Raw genomic sequence first — 16,332 nt, forward strand, 5'->3', positions numbered from 1 at the left:
GCTCAAAAATTGAGCAGAAGCAGTTGAACACCTGGGTCAGTTTTCAGTCGGCAGAACAGCCTCTACTGGGTCAGTTTTCGGTCAGCGGCAACAGCTGTACTTCCTGTTCAGAGCAGCGAGGGAGTTCTGGAGGTGATAACCGGCACTGTTGAAGCCATGATCGACGGAGTCGTAGCAGTTATCGAAGGTATAACAAGTGCGATTGCTAGCTTGTTCAGTTAGAAATGGAGAGCAGCTAGTTCAAACCGGCTCGCTGGTTCCGGCTAAAGCCTGACCCTTAACCAATACGCTATTGAACCTCTAAATGACCCCTCTGCCATCATCCTGGGCTCGCGCCTGGTCAGATCTCGGCCTACAGCCTCCGCCTGGTCTGTTCGAGCAGCTCGTTCGTGCCTATGAGGAGCCGCAGCGGCACTATCACTCGCTGCAACACCTGCGCGAATGCCTGATGCATTTCGAGCAGGCGCGGCACCTGGCGCAGCAGCCGGGGGAGGTGGCCATCGCGCTCTGGTTCCATGACGCCATCTACGACGTGCGCGGCAAAGATAACGAGCGCCTGAGTGCAGATTGGGCCATCCGGGTGCTGGCGAGCAGTCACGCCAGCCAGTTGACGTTGGCGCGGGTCGAGCAACTGATCATGGTCACCCGGCATGATGCGACGCCGAGCGAACCGGATGAGCAGTTGCTGGTGGATATCGACCTGGCCATTCTCGGCGCCACGCCGGAGCGTTTCGCCGAATACGACGCTCAGGTGCGCGCCGAGTACGCCTGGGTGCCGGGCTTTGTCTATCGCATGAAGCGGCGCAGCGTTCTTCAGTCATTTCTGGCGCGCCCAACTATCTACAGCACGGATCATTTCAGGGCGCGCCATGAGGCACAGGCTCGGATCAATCTAGCTGGCGTGATTTGACAGGAGATTGAGCCAGGTCTGCATCGCATTCGCCGCGACAAGCGTTCTATGCTGTGAATAGTGGCCATTCGACAGGGGAGCGAACGTGCCGTTGTTCAACGCCTTGCTGCGTGCGCTTGACCCTTTGCATGGAGTGCCTGAAGCGACTCGGCAGGCGTTTGAGTGCTGGTATCTGCAGGCGAAGATTCCGCAGATTCGCTACGTCGCTTTTCTGACCACGGCGCTGTATCTGATCTATGCCGCCATCGAGCAGAATGTCGAGACCGATCAGCCTTTCGCGCGGCTCATAGTCCATGCGCTGCTGGTGCCGGCAGCATTGCTGGCCATCGGGCTGCTGAGTTTCCAGCCAAGGCGGCAACCCTTGATGCTGGGGTTGCTGTCACTCGCGCCCATTATCTCGGTGCTGTCCAATCTCTACTTCAATTTCGGCTCACCGCGTTTTGCCTTTTACGCGCCGGAAATCTATCTCAACCTGATGTGGACCTTCGCTATCTCAGGGCTGGCGCTCAAGCGTGCCATGGCTACCGCATTGTTCTCACTGGCCGCGATTATGCTGGTCACGCTCGAGCACTCGCTGACGCCCGGCATGCAGCGCCTGCACCTGATCTGGATTCTTGCGTCATTCTCCTTCGGCCTGCTCAGCGCCTTTCTTCTGGAAAAGGCGCACAAACACATGTTCCTGCATCAGGACAGCCTGGCCCTCAGCGCCAGTGTCGACAGCCTGACCGGGCTGTGGAATCGTTCGCGCACGCTGCATTTTCTGATCGAGGAAGTCGCGCGGGCCAATCGCTACGGCACGCCGTTCTCGGTGGTGCTGATCGACATCGACCACTTCAAGAGCGTCAACGATACTCATGGCCATGCGGTGGGGGACAGTGTGCTGCGCCAGTTCGCCGGGCTGCTGCGCGACGGCGTGCGAGTGATGGACAAGGTCGGGCGGCTTGGCGGCGAGGAGTTTCTCATCATCCTGCCGGAGATCGATGCTGCCCACGCAGAGCAGGCGGTGCAGACCCTGCAAAAACGTATCAACGGCTTTTCCTTCGACCGGGTGCAACGCAAAAGCGCCAGTTTCGGCATTGCCGAATATCGTCCTGGCGAAAGCCTGGATTGCCTGATGGAGCGTGCGGATCAGGCGATGTACCGCGCCAAGGCCAATGGCCGTGACCGTATCGAGATACTGTGAGTGCTTGGGCCTGAACCGCTCATGTGCGGCTCTGGTCGAAACCGCTGCAACCCTTCCCTTGGAGACCACCATGCACAGAACTGCGCACTTTCTTCTCGCGGCTGCGGCCGTTCCCCTGCTGCTTGCCGGCTGCGCCAGGTCGTCCGGTGAGCAGGATGCCAGAGTGACCGAGCAATGGTTGGGGCGCTGGAACGGGCCCGAGGGTACCTACCTGGATATCAGTGGCACGCCGGCCGACTACCGCCTGACCATCGCCAACCTCGACGGCCCGCGTCGCTTCGTCGGCCGTGCGCAGGGTGCGAAGATCGTCTTCGTGCGCGATGGCGTGGTGGAGAGCATCAGCGCCACCGACGGCGAAGCTACCGGCATGAAATGGCTGTTGGATAAACAGAACTGCCTGACCGTGCGCAGCGGTGAGGGTTATTGCCGCGACTGAATCGTTACCGGGATATGCCAGAATGACGGCCTTCAACGGCTTACGACCTGTGCATGAAAATCCTCAGCCTGCGCCTCAAGAACCTCAATTCCCTCAAGGGCGAGTGGAAGATCGACTTCGCTGCCGAGCCTTTCGCCGGTAGCGGCCTGTTCGCCATCACCGGGCCGACCGGTGCGGGCAAGACCACCTTGCTCGACGCCATTTGCCTGGCCCTGTACCACCGCACGCCGCGCATGAGCACGCTGTCGGCCAGTGGCAACGAGCTGATGACGCGGCATACCGCCGACTGCCTGGCCGAGGTCGAGTTCGAGGTCAAGGGGCAGGGCTACCGCGCCTTCTGGAGCCAGCGCCGCGCGCGGGACAAGGTCGACGGTGCGTTGCAGGCGCCCAAGGTCGAGCTGGCGCATATCGCCGATGGTGAAATTCTCACCGACAAGATTCGCGAGAAGGAAAGTCTCACCGCCGAGCTGACCGGCCTCGATTTCGAGCGCTTCACCAAGTCCATGCTGCTGGCCCAGGGCGGCTTTGCGGCGTTTCTCGAAGCCAATGCCAACCAGCGCGCGGAGCTGCTGGAGGAACTGACCGGCACTGAGGTGTATGGGCAGATATCCCAACAGGTCTACGAGCGTACCAAGGCTGCCGAACAGGCACTCAATCTGCTGAAAAGCCGCGCCCAGGGCATGGAGTTGCTCGACGAAGCGCAGCGCGCCGAGCTGCAGGCCGAGCAGCAGCGTCTGAGCTTGGAGGAGTCGCCGCTGCTGGCCCGGCAGCAAGCTCTGCAAAGCCAGCGCCGTTGGCGTGAGGCGCTACAGCAGGCCGAGCAGCAACGGGAGCAGGCGCGACTCGGACTGGAGCAGGCCCAGCTGGCTCGTAACGAGGCAGCCGGTGAACTGCAGCGCCTGGCCGCCAGTGAGCCGGCAGCTCGATTGCAGCCGCTGTATCTGGCCTGGCAGCAGGCGCAGCAGGACAGGCAGCAGGCACAGCAGGTGCTGGATGACCTGCATCAGCAGCAACGCCACAGCACCGAGCGCGAGCACCAGCAACTCTGGCTGGCCAGCCGCTATGCCCAGCAAAGCCTGAGCCTGCGTCACGCGGAGCTGCAGCGTCTGGCCGGGCAGCGTGAAACGCTGCACGCACGCATGAGCGCTGCGCCGCAACGGGAACGCCTGGGCGAGCTTCTGGGTAGTTGGCGTGTGCAGTTCGATCAGCGCGGGCAACTGCTCAAGGAGCAACAGGCACTGCACGCACGCATGGCGCAGGAGGGTGAACAGCTCGCCGCCTTGCAGCAGCAGCGTGATCAGCTCGGTGTGCAGCAGGCCGACGCGCTGAAGCGGCTGGAGGATGCGCGCGCCAGCGAGGCCAGACAGCAGAGCGAGCTGCAGGCCCTGCTGGGCGAGGGCGACGAGGCTGGACTGCGCCAGCGTTGGCAGCGACTGCAAGTGCAAGGGCGCGTATTGGATCGTCTGGAGCAGCTGGCGCAGAGCCGCGAGCAAACGGCTGCACAGATAGCCGAGTTGACCCCGCGTCTGGCTCAGTTGCAGCAACAGCACACCCGCAAGAACGATGAAATCACCGGCCTGCGCGAGCGCTACAAGGCGCTCAAGCAACAGCAGGCCGACAAGGAAAAGCTGCTGGAGCAGGAGCAGCGCATTCAGGATCTGGAAGCCTACCGCGCCCAGCTGCAGCCGGGCGAAGCCTGCCCGTTGTGTGGTTCGCTCGAGCATCCGGCGGTCAGTCAGTACCAGGCGCTCAACGTCTCTGCCACGCGCCAGGCGCTGGAGCAGTGCCGCAACGAACTGGCGCAACTGGAAAGCCAGGGCGGCATTCTGCGTGACGAGCTGACCCGGCTGGTCACGCAGATCGCTCAGGTTCAGCAGCAACTGGAGCAGGCGAGCCAGCAGGCCGCCCAGCAGGACGCGCAATGGCAGCAGCAACTGACCGAGCAGGCCTTGCAGCTTTCTGACGGTGCCGCTTTGTGCGAATTGCAGCGCCAGCATGAGCAGAGTCTGACGCATCTGCAGACGCGACTCGCCTCGGTCGAGGCCGGGCAGGCGCAACTGGCACAGGCGCGTGGTGCGCGTGAAGTGGCCGAGCGGGCGTTGACTGATGCGCAGCAGCGCCAGGCGCTACTGGCGCGTGATGAGGAGAACCTGCAGGCGCGACAAGCCGAGCAGGGCCAGGACCTGCAGCGTTTGCAGCAGGCGCTTCGGCATCACGAGCAAGTGCTGCTGAGCAGTCTTGAGGGCTTTGCTGTTGAGTTGCCATCGGACGCTGGCCTCTGGCTTGACGAGCAGGAGCAGGCCTGGCGCGACTGGCAGCAGGCCCAGGCGCAGGATCAGCAACTGCAGGAGCAGCAGCGCGAGGCGCAGCGCCTGCTCGCCGACGCCGAGACACAGGCCGGGCACTGGCAACAGCGCTGGCAGGACGAAGGTGCGCTGACGCTGGCTGAACCCGAGCCATCGGCACAGCCGCAACTGGCGTTGAATGAAGCCGCCAACAGCCTGGCCAGTGCCCAGCGCGAAAGCGATGCGTTGCGCGGCCGCGTGCAGAGTCAGCAGACCTTGTTGCTGCAGCTGCAGCAACGCTCGAGCGAAGCCGAGCAGCACTGGCTGACGGCTCTGACGGCCAGTCCTTTCAGCGATCTTGCGGCGTTTCTCGCCGCGCTGCTGGAAGAGGGCGAGCGAGAGCGTCTGGCGGCTTTGCAGGCACGTGTGGAGCGTGCCTTGACCGAGGCTTCGACACTGTTGGCTGCCGCCGACGCGCAGCTGCAGCAGCTCAGCGCCACGCCGCAGACAGAGCTGGCGCTTGGTGAACTGGATGAGCAGTTGCAGGTACTGCAGAGCGAATTGCGTGCACTGAGCCAGCGCCAGGGCGAGCTGCGTGCGCAGTTGCAGGCCGACGAGACGCGGCGCAGCAGCCAGCAGGCGCTGTTCGCCGAAATCAGTGCGCAGGAGAGTGAGCAGCGCCTGTGGCAACAGCTCAACGGCCTGATCGGCTCGGCCGACGGCGCCAAGTTCCGCAAGTTCGCCCAGGGCCTGACCCTCGATCACCTGATCCATCTGGCCAATCGCCAACTGACGCGCCTGCACGGCCGCTACCAGTTGGCGCGCAAGGGTAGCGGCGAACTCGAGCTGGAGGTGTGCGACACCTGGCAGGCTGATGTGGCGCGCGACTGCCGTACGCTGTCCGGTGGCGAGAGTTTCCTGGTCAGCCTGGCGCTGGCCTTGGCGCTGTCCGATCTGGTCAGCCACAAGACCAGCATCGACTCGCTGTTTCTCGATGAGGGGTTCGGCACCCTGGACGGCGAGACGCTGGAGGTGGCCCTGGATGCGCTGGACAACCTCAATGCCAGCGGCAAGACCATCGGTGTGATCAGCCATGTCGAGGCGATGAAGGAGCGTATTCCCGTGCAGTTGCGGGTGCACAAGGGCGTCGGCCTGGGCTACAGCCGACTCGATGCGCATTTTGCAGTGAAGGAAGGAGCATAGTGATGCTGATGCGAGCGAAGGATTCCACCCTGCTGTTGATCGATCTGCAGGAGCGGCTGCTGCCGGCCATCGACGGTGGCGCGGCGGTGATCGAGCAGGCCTCGTGGCTGGTGCGTGTGGCGCAGCGCCTGCACGTGCCGGTGATCGCTACCGAACAGTATCCCAAGGGCCTGGGCTATACCGAGGCAGGCCTGCATGAGCTGCTGCCGGGCGAGGGGCTAAGGGAGAAGATTCATTTCTCGGCGACCGCAGGAGAAGGGGTATTTGACTTACCGGGTGGTGAACGCAAGCAGTTCATCGTCTGTGGCACGGAAACTCATGTCTGCGTGCTGCAGACGGTAATGGGCCTGCTGGCGGCCGGGCGTGAAGTGTTCGTGGTTGACGAGGCAGTGGGATCGCGTCGGCCGCGTGACAAGGCACTGGGCCTGGCGCGCATGGAAGGTGCCGGGGCGGTGATCGTATCGCGTGAGATGGTCGCCTTCGAGTGGCTGGAGCGGGCCGGTACCGAGCTGTTTCGCGAGATCAGCAGCGGTTTTATTCGCTGATTCGTAGCCCGGATGCAATCCGGGAATCTCTGCTAGCGCTGCCCCGGATTGCATCCGGGCTACGGGCTGGCCTGCTCCGGCACGGGCTGGTAGTGGCCGGCCTGTAGGGCGTCGAAGTACTGCTGGTAGCGGCCATCCTGGCGAAACTGCTGCAGCCGTGCGTCGAAGCGCTCGCGTAGTGTTTCACTCTGCGTCAGGCGTTTGGGCAGCATCAGATAGCTGAGGTTGACCAGCAGCGGTTTGGGGTGATGGGTGATGCGCTCGGCGTCCTCCCTGGAAAACTCGTTACGCAGCGCGGCGTAGCCGACGTTGAGCTCCTGCGGGTAGAGCACCACACGCTCCTTGAGCAGTTTCTCGAAGTTCTGCCGGTCACTGGAGACGCGTTCGATGCGCACTTTTTCCTTGGCGAGAAAGGCATCGAACGCCGGCCCATAGCTGTATTCCAGGCCGCCGCCGAGGGTCATGCCGCTGAGATCATCGAAGTGCCGCCAGTCGAAGGGCTGCGTTTTCAGGTGGAAGAACACGAACTGTTCATCGAGCAGTGGGGCGCTGAAGAGAAAGTCTGCCTCACGCTCGGTCTTGTGCATCCACACCGCCGTGGCGTCGTAACGGCCGGCGGCGGCTTCGGCGTAGGCGCGTGGCCAGGGCAGGAAGGTGAACTCGACGCGATAGCCTTCCTCGGCCAGCAGGTCGCTGATCAGATGAGCCACCGGCCCCTGGCGTTCGACCCTGGCGGACAGATAGGGCGGCCATTCCCCGGCGCTGATACGTAGCAAAGGTGTCTCGACGGCCTCGAGAGGGCCGCAGCAGAACAGGCTAAACAGCACAATCAGCAGGCCGTGGCGCATCTGTAGTCCTCGACAGCTCGGGCAACAGGATGATGGCACTTTAATCGTTTTGCCCTGTTGATCCCAGTCATGCTCCCGCATACGAGGCAGTGGAATGATTCAAGCCTAGCGTCTGGCTTCGCTCTGTGCCGGGGAGTCGTTTGCCAGGTGGCGCCTCCAGGTGCTGCAGACGGCTTTGGGCGAATATGCCTATGCTTGGAGCAGGACAAGAAGTCGGTGGCAAACCGCGGATCGAATGCCCATCGTCAGGCATTCCGGTGATGGAGTCTGTTTTTTGCACAAAGCGCTGCATTACTGCCTGCTCTGGCTGCTGGCCGGCACCTGTTATGGCAGCCAGCCAACCTTGACGTTCTGTCATGAGGATCAGAACGCCTACCCTTGGGTGATGACCGATGGCACAGGACTCAATCTGGAGTTGCTCGACCTGGTACAGCAGGCGCTAAAACTGCAGGTGGTATACGTGGCGGTGCCCTGGAGGCGCTGTCTTTCAGGCATGCAGCAGGGGCTCTACGACGGTGCCTTCGCCGCCAGCTTCAAACTCGAGCGCCAGCAGATGGGCCGGTACCCCACCGATGCTGGTGGCCGCCCGGATGCGCTCAGGCGGTTGCACACTTCGCGTTATACCCTGTATCGCCGCATCGGCAGCGCGGTGTCCTGGGATGGCCAGCGTTTCACTCATGTGACTGGCCGCGTCGGCTCGCTCAGCGGTTTTTCCATTCGCGATCTGCTGCTGGCCCACGGGCTGGAGGTGGACGAGTCAAGCCGCGACCCACTGGCATTGTTGCAGATGCTGGTGCACGGCCGAGTCGATGCTGTCGCCCTGCAGACCATGCGCGGTGATTTCGTCTTGCAAGCCAACCCGCAACTGGCTCAGCAGGTGGAAAAATTGCCGCAGCTGCTCGAGGAAAAGCCCTATTACCTGATGCTGTCCAACGCGCTGCTGATGCGCGACCCCAAGTTGGCCGAGCGGATCTGGAGCGAGGTTCAGCGTCAGCGTGAATCAGCGACCTATCAGGCTCGCGTAGAGGCTTACCTGGCGCAGCCCGGCCATTGAGGAAAATTTGCCCGGGCTATTCCCGCGCCGCCTCGGCATCGCTAGAGTCCGCTCCTTCTCACATGCATCCGTTCGGGTGAATCGCGCATGACCTTCGCTGCCTGGCTGACCATCGGCCTGTTCGTTCTCACCTACCTGGGCATGGCTGCCGGCGGTGTTCGCGGCCTGCGCATCGACCGCAGCTGGATCGCCTGCTGCGCGGCAGTGCTGTTGCTGGTCAGCGGTGCGCTGAGCATGGAGGATGCGGCCCATCATCTCGACCCTGGTGCGTTGTTGCTGCTGTTGGCGTTGATGCTGATCTCGGCGCAGTTCGATTTTTCCGGGGTGTATGCCTGGCTCAACCGCTACCTGACCGAGCATGCCGAGCGCCCGGCTGTGCTGCTGATGGGCGTGGTGCTACTGGGTGGCTTGCTCTCGGCGGTGCTGGTCAACGATATCGTCGCCTTCGCCCTGACTCCGCTGTTGTGTCGCAGCCTGCATCTGCGCGGGCTGGAGCCGCGGCCGTTTCTGTTGGCGCTGGCGTTGTCGTGCAACGCCGGCTCGGCAGCGAGCCTGATCGGCAACCCGCAGAACATTCTCATTGGGCAGGCCGGCAGTCTGGATTTCTGGGGTTATGTGGCCGTGGCCGGGCCACCCGCCGTGATCGCGATGGCCATCGTTTACGCAGTGATCTGGCTGCAGTGGCGTCATCGCTGGGGCGAAGCGAGGCCGCTGACCGCGGACGATACGCCGGTCGAGCATATCTACGGCGCGCACAGCTATCTCAAGCCGCTGCTGGCCAGCCTGGCGCTGCTGGCGCTGTTCGCCACGGCGCTGCCGCGCGAGCTATCGGCGCTGTTGATCGCGGTGCTGGTGATGATGTCGCGGCGGGTGGACAGCCGCGACTACGTGAACAAGGTGGACTGGAACCTGCTGTTGCTGTTCGTGGGCTTGTTCCTGGTCAGCGGCGCCGCGCTGCAGTTGCCACAGCTGGCGCATGGTGCGGCCTGGCTGGCCGAGCACGGGTTGTTGCCGCAGGGCGTTATATCGCTTGCTACCTCGTCGCTGCTGGCGAGCAACTTGATCGGCAATGTGCCCTTCGTGGTGTTGCTGCTGGGCTTGATGCCGGAGCTGTCGCACTCGGTACTGATCGGCCTGGCAGTGATGTCGACGCTGGCCGGCAACCTGCTATTGATCGGCAGCGTGGTCAACCTGATCGTCGCCGAAGGGGCGAAACGTCAGGGCGTCAGGCTTGGCTTCGTCGATTATGCGCGCAGCGGCGTGCCGGTGACATTGCTGAGCATGACGGTGGCCGGGCTGTGGCTGGCGCTGGGCGGCTGGTTGCCCTGGTAACGGCGCCGTAGGGCGGACTCCGAGCGTAGGCGGACTCAGGAGCCTAAGCGAACAGTCCGCCATTGGCGGTGGCTGGCGGGTTGCGTCGGCGTACTGCTGCGCGAACGGAGCGCCGCCCGGTACACCCTACCTGGCTGAATTGGCCGGCTCAGCGCCAGCGGTTGTTGCGCCAGGCGCTGCGCTCTTCGGCATCCTTGAACGTCCAGGCCACTAGGCGGCTCTGCTTCTGCCCCTGGGACATGCCGAGGATGCGTACCTCGGCTGCGCCTGCCTTTGCCAGCCAGCCCTGCAGCAGTTCGACGTTGCTGCCCTTGGATACCAGGCTGCTGAACCACAACACCTGCTCGGCTACCTGTGCGCTTTCGCTGGCCATGCGCTTGAGAAAGGCGGCCTCGCCACCCGGGCACCACAGCTCGGCCGCCTGGCCACCGAAGTTGAGCACCGGCAGCTTGCGCTTGGGGTCGAGCTTGCCCAGGTTGCGCCATTTGCGCGTGCTACCGCTGGTGGCCTCGGCGGCGCTGGAGTGGAAGGGTGGATTGCACAGGCTCAGATCGACATACTCCTGCGCCTGCAGCAGGCCGAGGAAGATGTGTTCGGCATTGGCCTGTTGGCGCAGCTCGACGCCGCCGGCCAGTTGCGGGTTGGCAGCGACGATGGCACGTGCCGATGCCAGTGCTTCGCTGGCAATGTCGGTACCCATGAACTGCCAGTCATATTCGCAGCGACCAATCAGTGGATAGATGCAGTTGGCACCGACGCCGATATCCAGGGCTCGCACCTTCTCGCCATGGGGAATCTGACCGTCGTTGTCGCTCGCCAGCAGGTCGGCAAGGTTGTGCAGGTAATCGGCGCGGCCCGGGATCGGTGGGCACAGGTAGCCGTCGGGAATATCCCAGTGGCGGATGCCGTAGTACTGCGCCAGCAGCGCACGGTTGAACACTTTGACCGCTGCCGGGTTGGCGAAGTCGATGCTCGGCTTGCCATAGGGATTGCTGATGACGAAGTCGCCCAGCTCGGGACTTGCCTTGATCAGCGCGGGAAAATCGTAGCGCCCCTGGTGACGGTTGCGAGGGTGCAGCTCGCCCTTGCTCGGCGCGGTTTTCACGGCGGCGGGAGCGGGCTTGCGCGGGCGTTTCGGCGGCTGGGGCATGAACGGGCATCTAGCGATTGGGGCGCGGATTTTCCCATAGTCGGGCTGGGCACGCACTGCATTCGGGACAAGGGAAGCTGGTGCGCGCGGCGCACCCTAGGTCTCTGCTCTTGTAGGAGCCCGCTTGCGGGCGATCAGCGGTAGCTGATGATCGCTGGCAAGCCAGCTCCTACAGCGGAAAGATCAGCGGCACCAGCAGCACGCTGACCATCATCACCAGCAGGGTGAAGGGCACGCCGATGCGCACGAAGTCGCCGAAGCGGTACTGCCCGGGTCCCAGCACCAGGGTGTTTACCGGCGAGGAGATCGGCGTCATGAAGGCGGCCGAGGCAGCCAGGGCCACGGTCATGGCGAAGGGCAGGGGCGACACATCCAGCGCCTGCGCCGTGGCGATGGCCACCGGGGCCATCAGTACCGCCGTGGCGGTGTTGGAGATGAACAGGCCGATCACCGCGGTGAGGGCGAACAGGCTGGCCAGGATTAGATGCGGCCCGGCATCGCCCAGGCCGCCGACCAGGCCCTGCACGGCCAGCTCGACGCCACCAGTCTGCTGCAGCGCCTGGGCGAAGGGCAGCATGCCGACGATGAGAATCAGCGTCGGCCAGTGAATGGCGCGGTAGGCGCTATCGAGGTCGATGCAGCGAAACGCGCCCATCAGCAGGCAGGCGATCAATGCGGCCTGCACGTTGGGTACCAGGCCGCTGACCATCAGCAGCACCATTACCGCCAGGCTGAGCAATGCGTAGGGCGCCTTGCGTGCGGCAGGTGCAACTTCGGCCACTTCCGCCGGTAGGCTGAGCACCAGGAAATCGCGGCTCAGCCCCTGCAGGCGGTGAATGTCGCGCCAGGATCCGCCCACCAGCAGGGTATCGGAGGCCTTGAGTTTCTCGTCCACCAGCACGCCCTCCAGCGCCTGGCCCTGGCGGCGCAGGCCGACCACGTTGAGTTTGTGCTGCGAACGAAAGCCCAGTTCCTGGATGGTCTTGCCCGGCAGTTGCGACTCCGGCGGCAGCGCCACTTCGGCAAGGCCCAGTTCATGGGCGTGCAGGCTGAAATACGAATGCGGCAGCGGCATGGGCTCGAGGCCCAGGGCCTGGTAACTGCCGAGCAGGCCGATGGTGGGGCTGGCGATATCCACCAGCAGCACGTCGCCCGGTTCCAGCAGGGTATTGCCGTTGGCCATCAGCAACAGGGTGCGCAGGCGCTGGCGGCGCTCGATGGCGATGACGTTGATGCCATGATCACGACGCAGTTGCAGTTCGTTGAGTACCTGATTGGCCAGGGGCGAGTCGGCGCGTACCTGCAGGCGCCGTTCGCGCTCGCTCAGGCTATAGCGCTCGGCCAGATCGGCCAGGGTCAGGCGTGGCGGCTCGCCTCCTTCACCAGCGTCCATGCGTACCAGCCAACGCCGGGCGATCAGCATGTAGCCGATGCCGAGCAGCAGCACCGCCAGGCCAATGGGGGTGAGATCAAAAAAGCCAAAACCATCCAGGCCGGCGCGGCGCAGTTCGGCATGCACCACCAGGTTTGGTGGTGTGGCGACCAGCGTCAGCATGCCGCTGATCAGGCCGGCGAAGGCCAGTGGCATCATCAGTCGCGCCGGGGCGATGCGCAGGCGCGCAGCTACACCGAGCACCACGGGGATGAAGATCGCCACTACACCGGTTGAACTCATCACCGAGCCCAGGCCGGCCACCGCCAGCATCAGCAGAATCAGCAGGCGCGTCTCGCTGCTACCGGCCTTGGTCACCAGCCAGTCGCCCAGGCGGTAGGCGATGCCAGTGCGCACCAGGCCGTCGCCGATGACGAACAACGCGGCAATGAGGATGACGTTGGCGTCGCTGAAACCGGCCAGGGTCTGTTGCAGGTCGAGTACGCCGCTCAGCGGCAGGGCGACCAGCACCAGCAGGGCGACCACGTCCATGCGTGGCTTGCCGATGACGAAAAGAGTGACGGCGCCGGCCAGCAGGCCCAGCACCCAGAGCAGATCCGGATTCATCGCAGCTCCAAGAGGTGTGGAGCGATTATTTCAGGGATAACCGAGCGTGGTTTTGATCTGCTGCAGGTTGGCGGCGATCCAGCGTTTGTCGATCGGGCCCCAGTCGCGAATCTGGTAGTGGCCGGCGTTGTTGCGTTCACCCTCGCTCTGCTCGAACTGGCAGTCGATATCCAGCTCGGCCAGTGCGGCAAGGGTGTCCTGCGCGGTACGTCGAGGCATGCCGGTGGCGTCCATCAGCGCCGGCACGCTGACGGCCTGGCCGCTGTCGATCAGCCAGGCGACGTAGAGGCGGCGGTAGAAACTGGTGCGGGTCTTGCTCGTCTGCATGCTGACTCCCTGTACGTATCCGGGCGCCGCACCGGGATCAGGCGGCGAACATCAGCATATAGGTGACGGCCCCGGCCAGGTAGCCGATGAAGGCCAGGCCGCTGATCTTCTTCAGGTACCAGATGAAGTTGATCTTCTCCATGCCCATGGCGGCCACGCCAGCGGCCGAGCCGATGATCAGGCAACTGCCGCCGGTGCCGGCGCAGTAGGCGAGCATTTCCCAGAAGTTGCCGTCGACCACGAAATTGCGCAGCCATGGCAGCTCGTCAGCCGCCGCCGTGGCCAGGGCTTCGGGGCTGACCAGCGGATACATCTTCATGGCGCCGGCGACCATTGGCACGTTGTCCACCACGGCCGAGAGCATGCCGATGGAAATGGCGATGCTGTAGATGTTGCCCAGGCTGTCCTTGAGCAGCGTCGCCACCTGGATCAGGTGACCGGCGCTGGACAGCGCGGAAACCGCAAGCAGGATGCCGAGGAAGAACAGCACGCTGGTGATGTCGATGCGACGCAATACGCCAACCACCGACAGAGGGTCCTTCTCTTCGCTGTTCTTGCTGCGGTGAATGATCTCGGTGGTGATCCACAGCAGGCTCAGGCCAAAGAGGATGCCCATGTAAGGCGGCAGATGGGTGATGGTCTTGAACACCGGCACGAAGATCAGTACACCCAGGCCCAGGCCGAACACCAGGTTGCGTTCGAAGGGGGTGGTCGGGTCGCGGCGGCTTTCGGCGCTTTCCTTGATGCGCGGTTCGGTCACCTCACCCTTGAGGCGAAAGCTCATGATCAGCAGCGGCACCAGCAGGCAGATCAGGCTGGGCAGGAACAGCTTGGTGATGATGCCGGTGGCGGTGACCTGATTGCCGATCCACAGCATGGTGGTGGTGACGTCACCGATCGGCGACCAGGCGCCGCCGGCATTGGCGGCGATGACCACGATACCTGCATAGAACCAGCGCTCGTGCAGGTCGGCGATCAGCTTGCGCAGCAGCGAGATCATCACGATGGTCGTGGCCAGGTTGTCCAGTGCAGAGGACAGGAAGAAGGTGATCAGCCCGATCAACCACAGCAGGTGCACACGCTTGTGGGTACGGATGCGATCGGTGATGACCTTGAAACCTTCATGGGCATCGATCAGCTCGACGATGGTCATCGCACCCATGAGGAAGAACAGAATCTCGGAGATTTCACCCAGGTGGTGACGCAGTTCCTCGACCACGTGATGGCTGTTGGTGCTGGCGCCAGCCGTACCGCTGCCGAGCAATGGCAGGATGCTGTCGGCGCCGAGAACCAGCAGGGTCCAGGCGATCACGGCCGTGAGCAGTGCAGACGCTGCCTTGTCGATCTTTAACGGGTGCTCGAGTGCAATGCACAGGTAGCCGAGGACGAAGACGAGTGCCATCAACGCATACATGTTCGGAGTTCCGCTCTGATTCTTATTGGTTGGGACGTGCCGGAGGGGTGCTGCCAGGCGGGTGAAGATGCCTGAAACAATTGGAAAAAGGGAAGGTTTTTATAGCGAAAAGAGCAAAGAGATGAGCGCTTTGCTACCTAATGAGGAGTTCGAGCCGGTGCACTGGCCGGCCCGAAACGGATCACGCGGCAGTCTGCGGCTTAGGTGGCAGCAGGTAGGCGAGGGCGATGGCCAGCACCGGCATGATCAGGTTGAAGAAGCAGTACGGCAGGTAGCTCAGCGTCGCCACGCCGAGAGTTGCGGCCATATAGGCGCCGCAGGTGTTCCACGGCACCAGCACCGAGGTCAGGGTGCCGCCGTCTTCCAGCGCGCGAGACAGGCTGGTCGGCGCCAGGCCACGTTTCTCGTATTCGGCACGGTACATGCGTCCGGGCAGCACCAGGGCGATGTACTGGTCGGCGGTGATGACGTTGGTGCCGATGGTGGTGGTGATGGTGCTGGCGACCAGGCCGCTGTCGCTGCGTACCAGGCGTAGCGCGCTTTGTAGCAGGCGTTGCAGCAGGCCAAGGCGCTCCAGCACGCCACCGAAGCACATGGCGCAGATGATCAGCCATACGGTGGTGAGCATGCTGGCCATGCCGCCCTTGGACAGCAGGCCGTCCAGCTCGGCGTTGCCGCTGGCCGACTCGTAGCCGGCGAACAGCGCGCTCCATACCGTCTTCAGCGGCGCCAGGACACCGGCCGCCGGATCGGCCAGGCGGCTCATCACGTCGGGCTGGAACAGCACGGCGAACAGCGCGCCGAGCAGGGCGGCGAGAAATACCGCAGGGAAGGCCGCCCACTGGCGCACGGCGAGCAGCAGCAGGAAGGCTACCGGTAGCAGCAGGTGCCAGCCGAGGTTGAACTGTGCCTCCAGCGCGGTCAGCACCTCGGCGATACGGCTGGTGTCATGTTCGGCGCTGGCCTGCTGGCCGAGGGCGAAGAAGATCACCAGGGCGATCAGCAGCGCCGGCACAGTGGTACGCAGCATGTTGCGGATATGCGCGAACAGATCGGCGCCGGCAGCGGCCGGGGCCAGGTTGGTGGTGTCCGACAATGGCGACAGCTTGTCGCCGAAGTAGGCGCCGGAAATGATCGCTCCGGCGGTGATCGCCGGGTCTAGACCCAACCCGGCCGCCACGCCCATCAGGCCGATGCCGAGGGTGCCGGCCACCGTCCAGGAGCTGCCGATGGACAGCGCGGTGAGCGCGCAGATCAGGCAACTGGTGAGGTAGAAGTACTCGGCGCTGATCAGCTTCAGGCCCAGCCAGATCATGGTCGGCACCGTGCCGGCGAGAATCCAGGTGCCGATCAGCGCACCGACCGCCAGCAGAATCAGGTTGGCCTTCATCGCCATATGGATGCCAGCGAGTATGCCTTCCTCTATCTCGGCCCAGCGCAGGCCGTTCTTCAGGCCGACCAGGCCGGCGACGAAGGCGGCGCTCATCAGTGCGATCTGGTTCGGGCCGCTGGAGGAGCTGTCGCCGAACAGGTAAACGGAGAGGCTGAGCAGCACGACGAGCACGCCAATTGGCAGCAAGGCGTCGAGCAGGGAAGGGGGGCGGGCAGTCATGGGTGTTCCAAGTGATCGATCAAACAAGAGGTAA

The 16,332-nt window shown here is 63.7% G+C and carries 13 protein-coding genes; 7 read left to right on the plus strand and 6 right to left on the minus strand.

All coding sequences use genetic code 11. From position 1 onward, the window contains the following. Nucleotides 1-304 precede the first annotated feature (304 nt). The 5 genes from BLS08_RS04565 to BLS08_RS04585 all read left to right on the plus strand — a co-directional run bounded on the left by BLS08_RS04565 (nt 305) and on the right by BLS08_RS04585 (nt 6,562). Complete coding sequence (locus BLS08_RS04565; RefSeq protein ID WP_017675225.1) at nt 305-910, plus strand: HD domain-containing protein; 606 nt, start codon at nt 305-307, stop codon at nt 908-910. A gap of 85 nt (nt 911-995) precedes the next feature. After that, entirely contained in the window at nt 996-2,093 is a 1,098-nt protein-coding gene (locus BLS08_RS04570) for a GGDEF domain-containing protein (protein ID WP_017675224.1), read from the plus strand. Between the two features lie 70 nt (nt 2,094-2,163). Beyond that, nucleotides 2,164-2,529, plus strand: coding sequence for a hypothetical protein (locus BLS08_RS04575; protein ID WP_026088408.1), 366 nt, complete (start codon nt 2,164-2,166; stop codon nt 2,527-2,529). 53 nt (nt 2,530-2,582) lie between these two features. Continuing rightward, on the plus strand, nt 2,583-6,017 hold the full coding sequence (locus BLS08_RS04580; protein ID WP_017675222.1) for an AAA family ATPase: 3,435 nt from the start codon (nt 2,583-2,585) through the stop codon (nt 6,015-6,017). A gap of 2 nt (nt 6,018-6,019) precedes the next feature. Further along, nucleotides 6,020-6,562 (plus strand): hydrolase, encoded by a 543-nt coding sequence (locus tag BLS08_RS04585; protein WP_017675221.1) that lies wholly within the window; start codon nt 6,020-6,022, stop codon nt 6,560-6,562. Nucleotides 6,563-6,621: 59 nt separating this feature from the next. Here BLS08_RS04585 and BLS08_RS04590 read toward each other — a convergent pair whose 3' ends face one another. Continuing rightward, a complete protein-coding gene (locus BLS08_RS04590) occupies nt 6,622-7,410 on the minus strand; it encodes a substrate-binding periplasmic protein (RefSeq protein WP_017675220.1) in 789 nt (262 codons plus the stop codon). 274 nt (nt 7,411-7,684) lie between these two features. Here BLS08_RS04590 and BLS08_RS04595 point away from each other — a divergent pair, with 274 nt between their 5' ends. Together BLS08_RS04595 and BLS08_RS04600 are read left to right on the plus strand one after the other, a co-directional pair. After that, nucleotides 7,685-8,464, plus strand: coding sequence for a substrate-binding periplasmic protein (locus BLS08_RS04595; protein ID WP_017675219.1), 780 nt, complete (start codon nt 7,685-7,687; stop codon nt 8,462-8,464). Between the two features lie 87 nt (nt 8,465-8,551). Continuing rightward, nucleotides 8,552-9,796 carry an SLC13 family permease gene (locus tag BLS08_RS04600; protein WP_017675218.1) on the plus strand — a complete coding sequence of 415 codons (1,245 nt, stop codon included), beginning with the start codon at nt 8,552-8,554 and terminating at the stop codon, nt 9,794-9,796. Nucleotides 9,797-9,944: 148 nt separating this feature from the next. Here BLS08_RS04600 and rlmF read toward each other — a convergent pair whose 3' ends face one another. The 5 genes from rlmF to nhaC form a co-directional block, all read right to left on the minus strand. After that, nucleotides 9,945-10,946 carry a 23S rRNA (adenine(1618)-N(6))-methyltransferase RlmF gene (rlmF, locus tag BLS08_RS04605; protein WP_055984869.1) on the minus strand — a complete coding sequence of 334 codons (1,002 nt, stop codon included), beginning with the start codon at nt 10,944-10,946 and terminating at the stop codon, nt 9,945-9,947. Nucleotides 10,947-11,115: 169 nt separating this feature from the next. Further along, complete coding sequence (locus tag BLS08_RS04610) at nt 11,116-12,945, minus strand: SLC13 family permease (RefSeq protein WP_055984872.1); 1,830 nt, start codon at nt 12,943-12,945, stop codon at nt 11,116-11,118. Nucleotides 12,946-12,975: 30 nt separating this feature from the next. Further along, nucleotides 12,976-13,272 (minus strand): winged helix-turn-helix domain-containing protein, encoded by a 297-nt coding sequence (locus BLS08_RS04615; RefSeq protein ID WP_021488685.1) that lies wholly within the window; start codon nt 13,270-13,272, stop codon nt 12,976-12,978. Nucleotides 13,273-13,309: 37 nt separating this feature from the next. Further along, entirely contained in the window at nt 13,310-14,686 is a 1,377-nt protein-coding gene (gene nhaD, locus BLS08_RS04620) for a sodium:proton antiporter NhaD (RefSeq protein WP_017675214.1), read from the minus strand. Nucleotides 14,687-14,867: 181 nt separating this feature from the next. Beyond that, a complete protein-coding gene (gene nhaC, locus BLS08_RS04625; protein WP_017675213.1) occupies nt 14,868-16,298 on the minus strand; it encodes a Na+/H+ antiporter NhaC in 1,431 nt (476 codons plus the stop codon). Nucleotides 16,299-16,332: the final 34 nt, after the last annotated feature.

This window comes from Ectopseudomonas chengduensis (genome assembly GCF_900102635.1).
Taxonomy (GTDB): domain Bacteria; phylum Pseudomonadota; class Gammaproteobacteria; order Pseudomonadales; family Pseudomonadaceae; genus Aquipseudomonas; species Aquipseudomonas chengduensis.

What these genes read in the sequence shown, in the direction of transcription:
- BLS08_RS04565 (WP_017675225.1), top strand. Translation starts at nt 305, where the DNA reads ATGACCCCTCTGCCATCATCCTGGGCTCGCGCCTGGTCAGATCTCGGC.
- BLS08_RS04575 (WP_026088408.1), top strand. Translation starts at nt 2,164, where the DNA reads ATGCACAGAACTGCGCACTTTCTTCTCGCGGCTGCGGCCGTTCCCCTG.
- BLS08_RS04580 (WP_017675222.1), top strand. Translation starts at nt 2,583, where the DNA reads ATGAAAATCCTCAGCCTGCGCCTCAAGAACCTCAATTCCCTCAAGGGC.
- BLS08_RS04585 (WP_017675221.1), top strand. Translation starts at nt 6,020, where the DNA reads ATGCTGATGCGAGCGAAGGATTCCACCCTGCTGTTGATCGATCTGCAG.
- BLS08_RS04590 (WP_017675220.1), bottom strand. Translation starts at nt 7,410, where the DNA reads ATGCGCCACGGCCTGCTGATTGTGCTGTTTAGCCTGTTCTGCTGCGGC.
- BLS08_RS04600 (WP_017675218.1), top strand. Translation starts at nt 8,552, where the DNA reads ATGACCTTCGCTGCCTGGCTGACCATCGGCCTGTTCGTTCTCACCTAC.
- rlmF (WP_055984869.1), bottom strand. Translation starts at nt 10,946, where the DNA reads ATGCCCCAGCCGCCGAAACGCCCGCGCAAGCCCGCTCCCGCCGCCGTG.
- BLS08_RS04610 (WP_055984872.1), bottom strand. Translation starts at nt 12,945, where the DNA reads ATGAATCCGGATCTGCTCTGGGTGCTGGGCCTGCTGGCCGGCGCCGTC.
- BLS08_RS04615 (WP_021488685.1), bottom strand. Translation starts at nt 13,272, where the DNA reads ATGCAGACGAGCAAGACCCGCACCAGTTTCTACCGCCGCCTCTACGTC.
- nhaD (WP_017675214.1), bottom strand. Translation starts at nt 14,686, where the DNA reads ATGTATGCGTTGATGGCACTCGTCTTCGTCCTCGGCTACCTGTGCATT.
- nhaC (WP_017675213.1), bottom strand. Translation starts at nt 16,298, where the DNA reads ATGACTGCCCGCCCCCCTTCCCTGCTCGACGCCTTGCTGCCAATTGGC.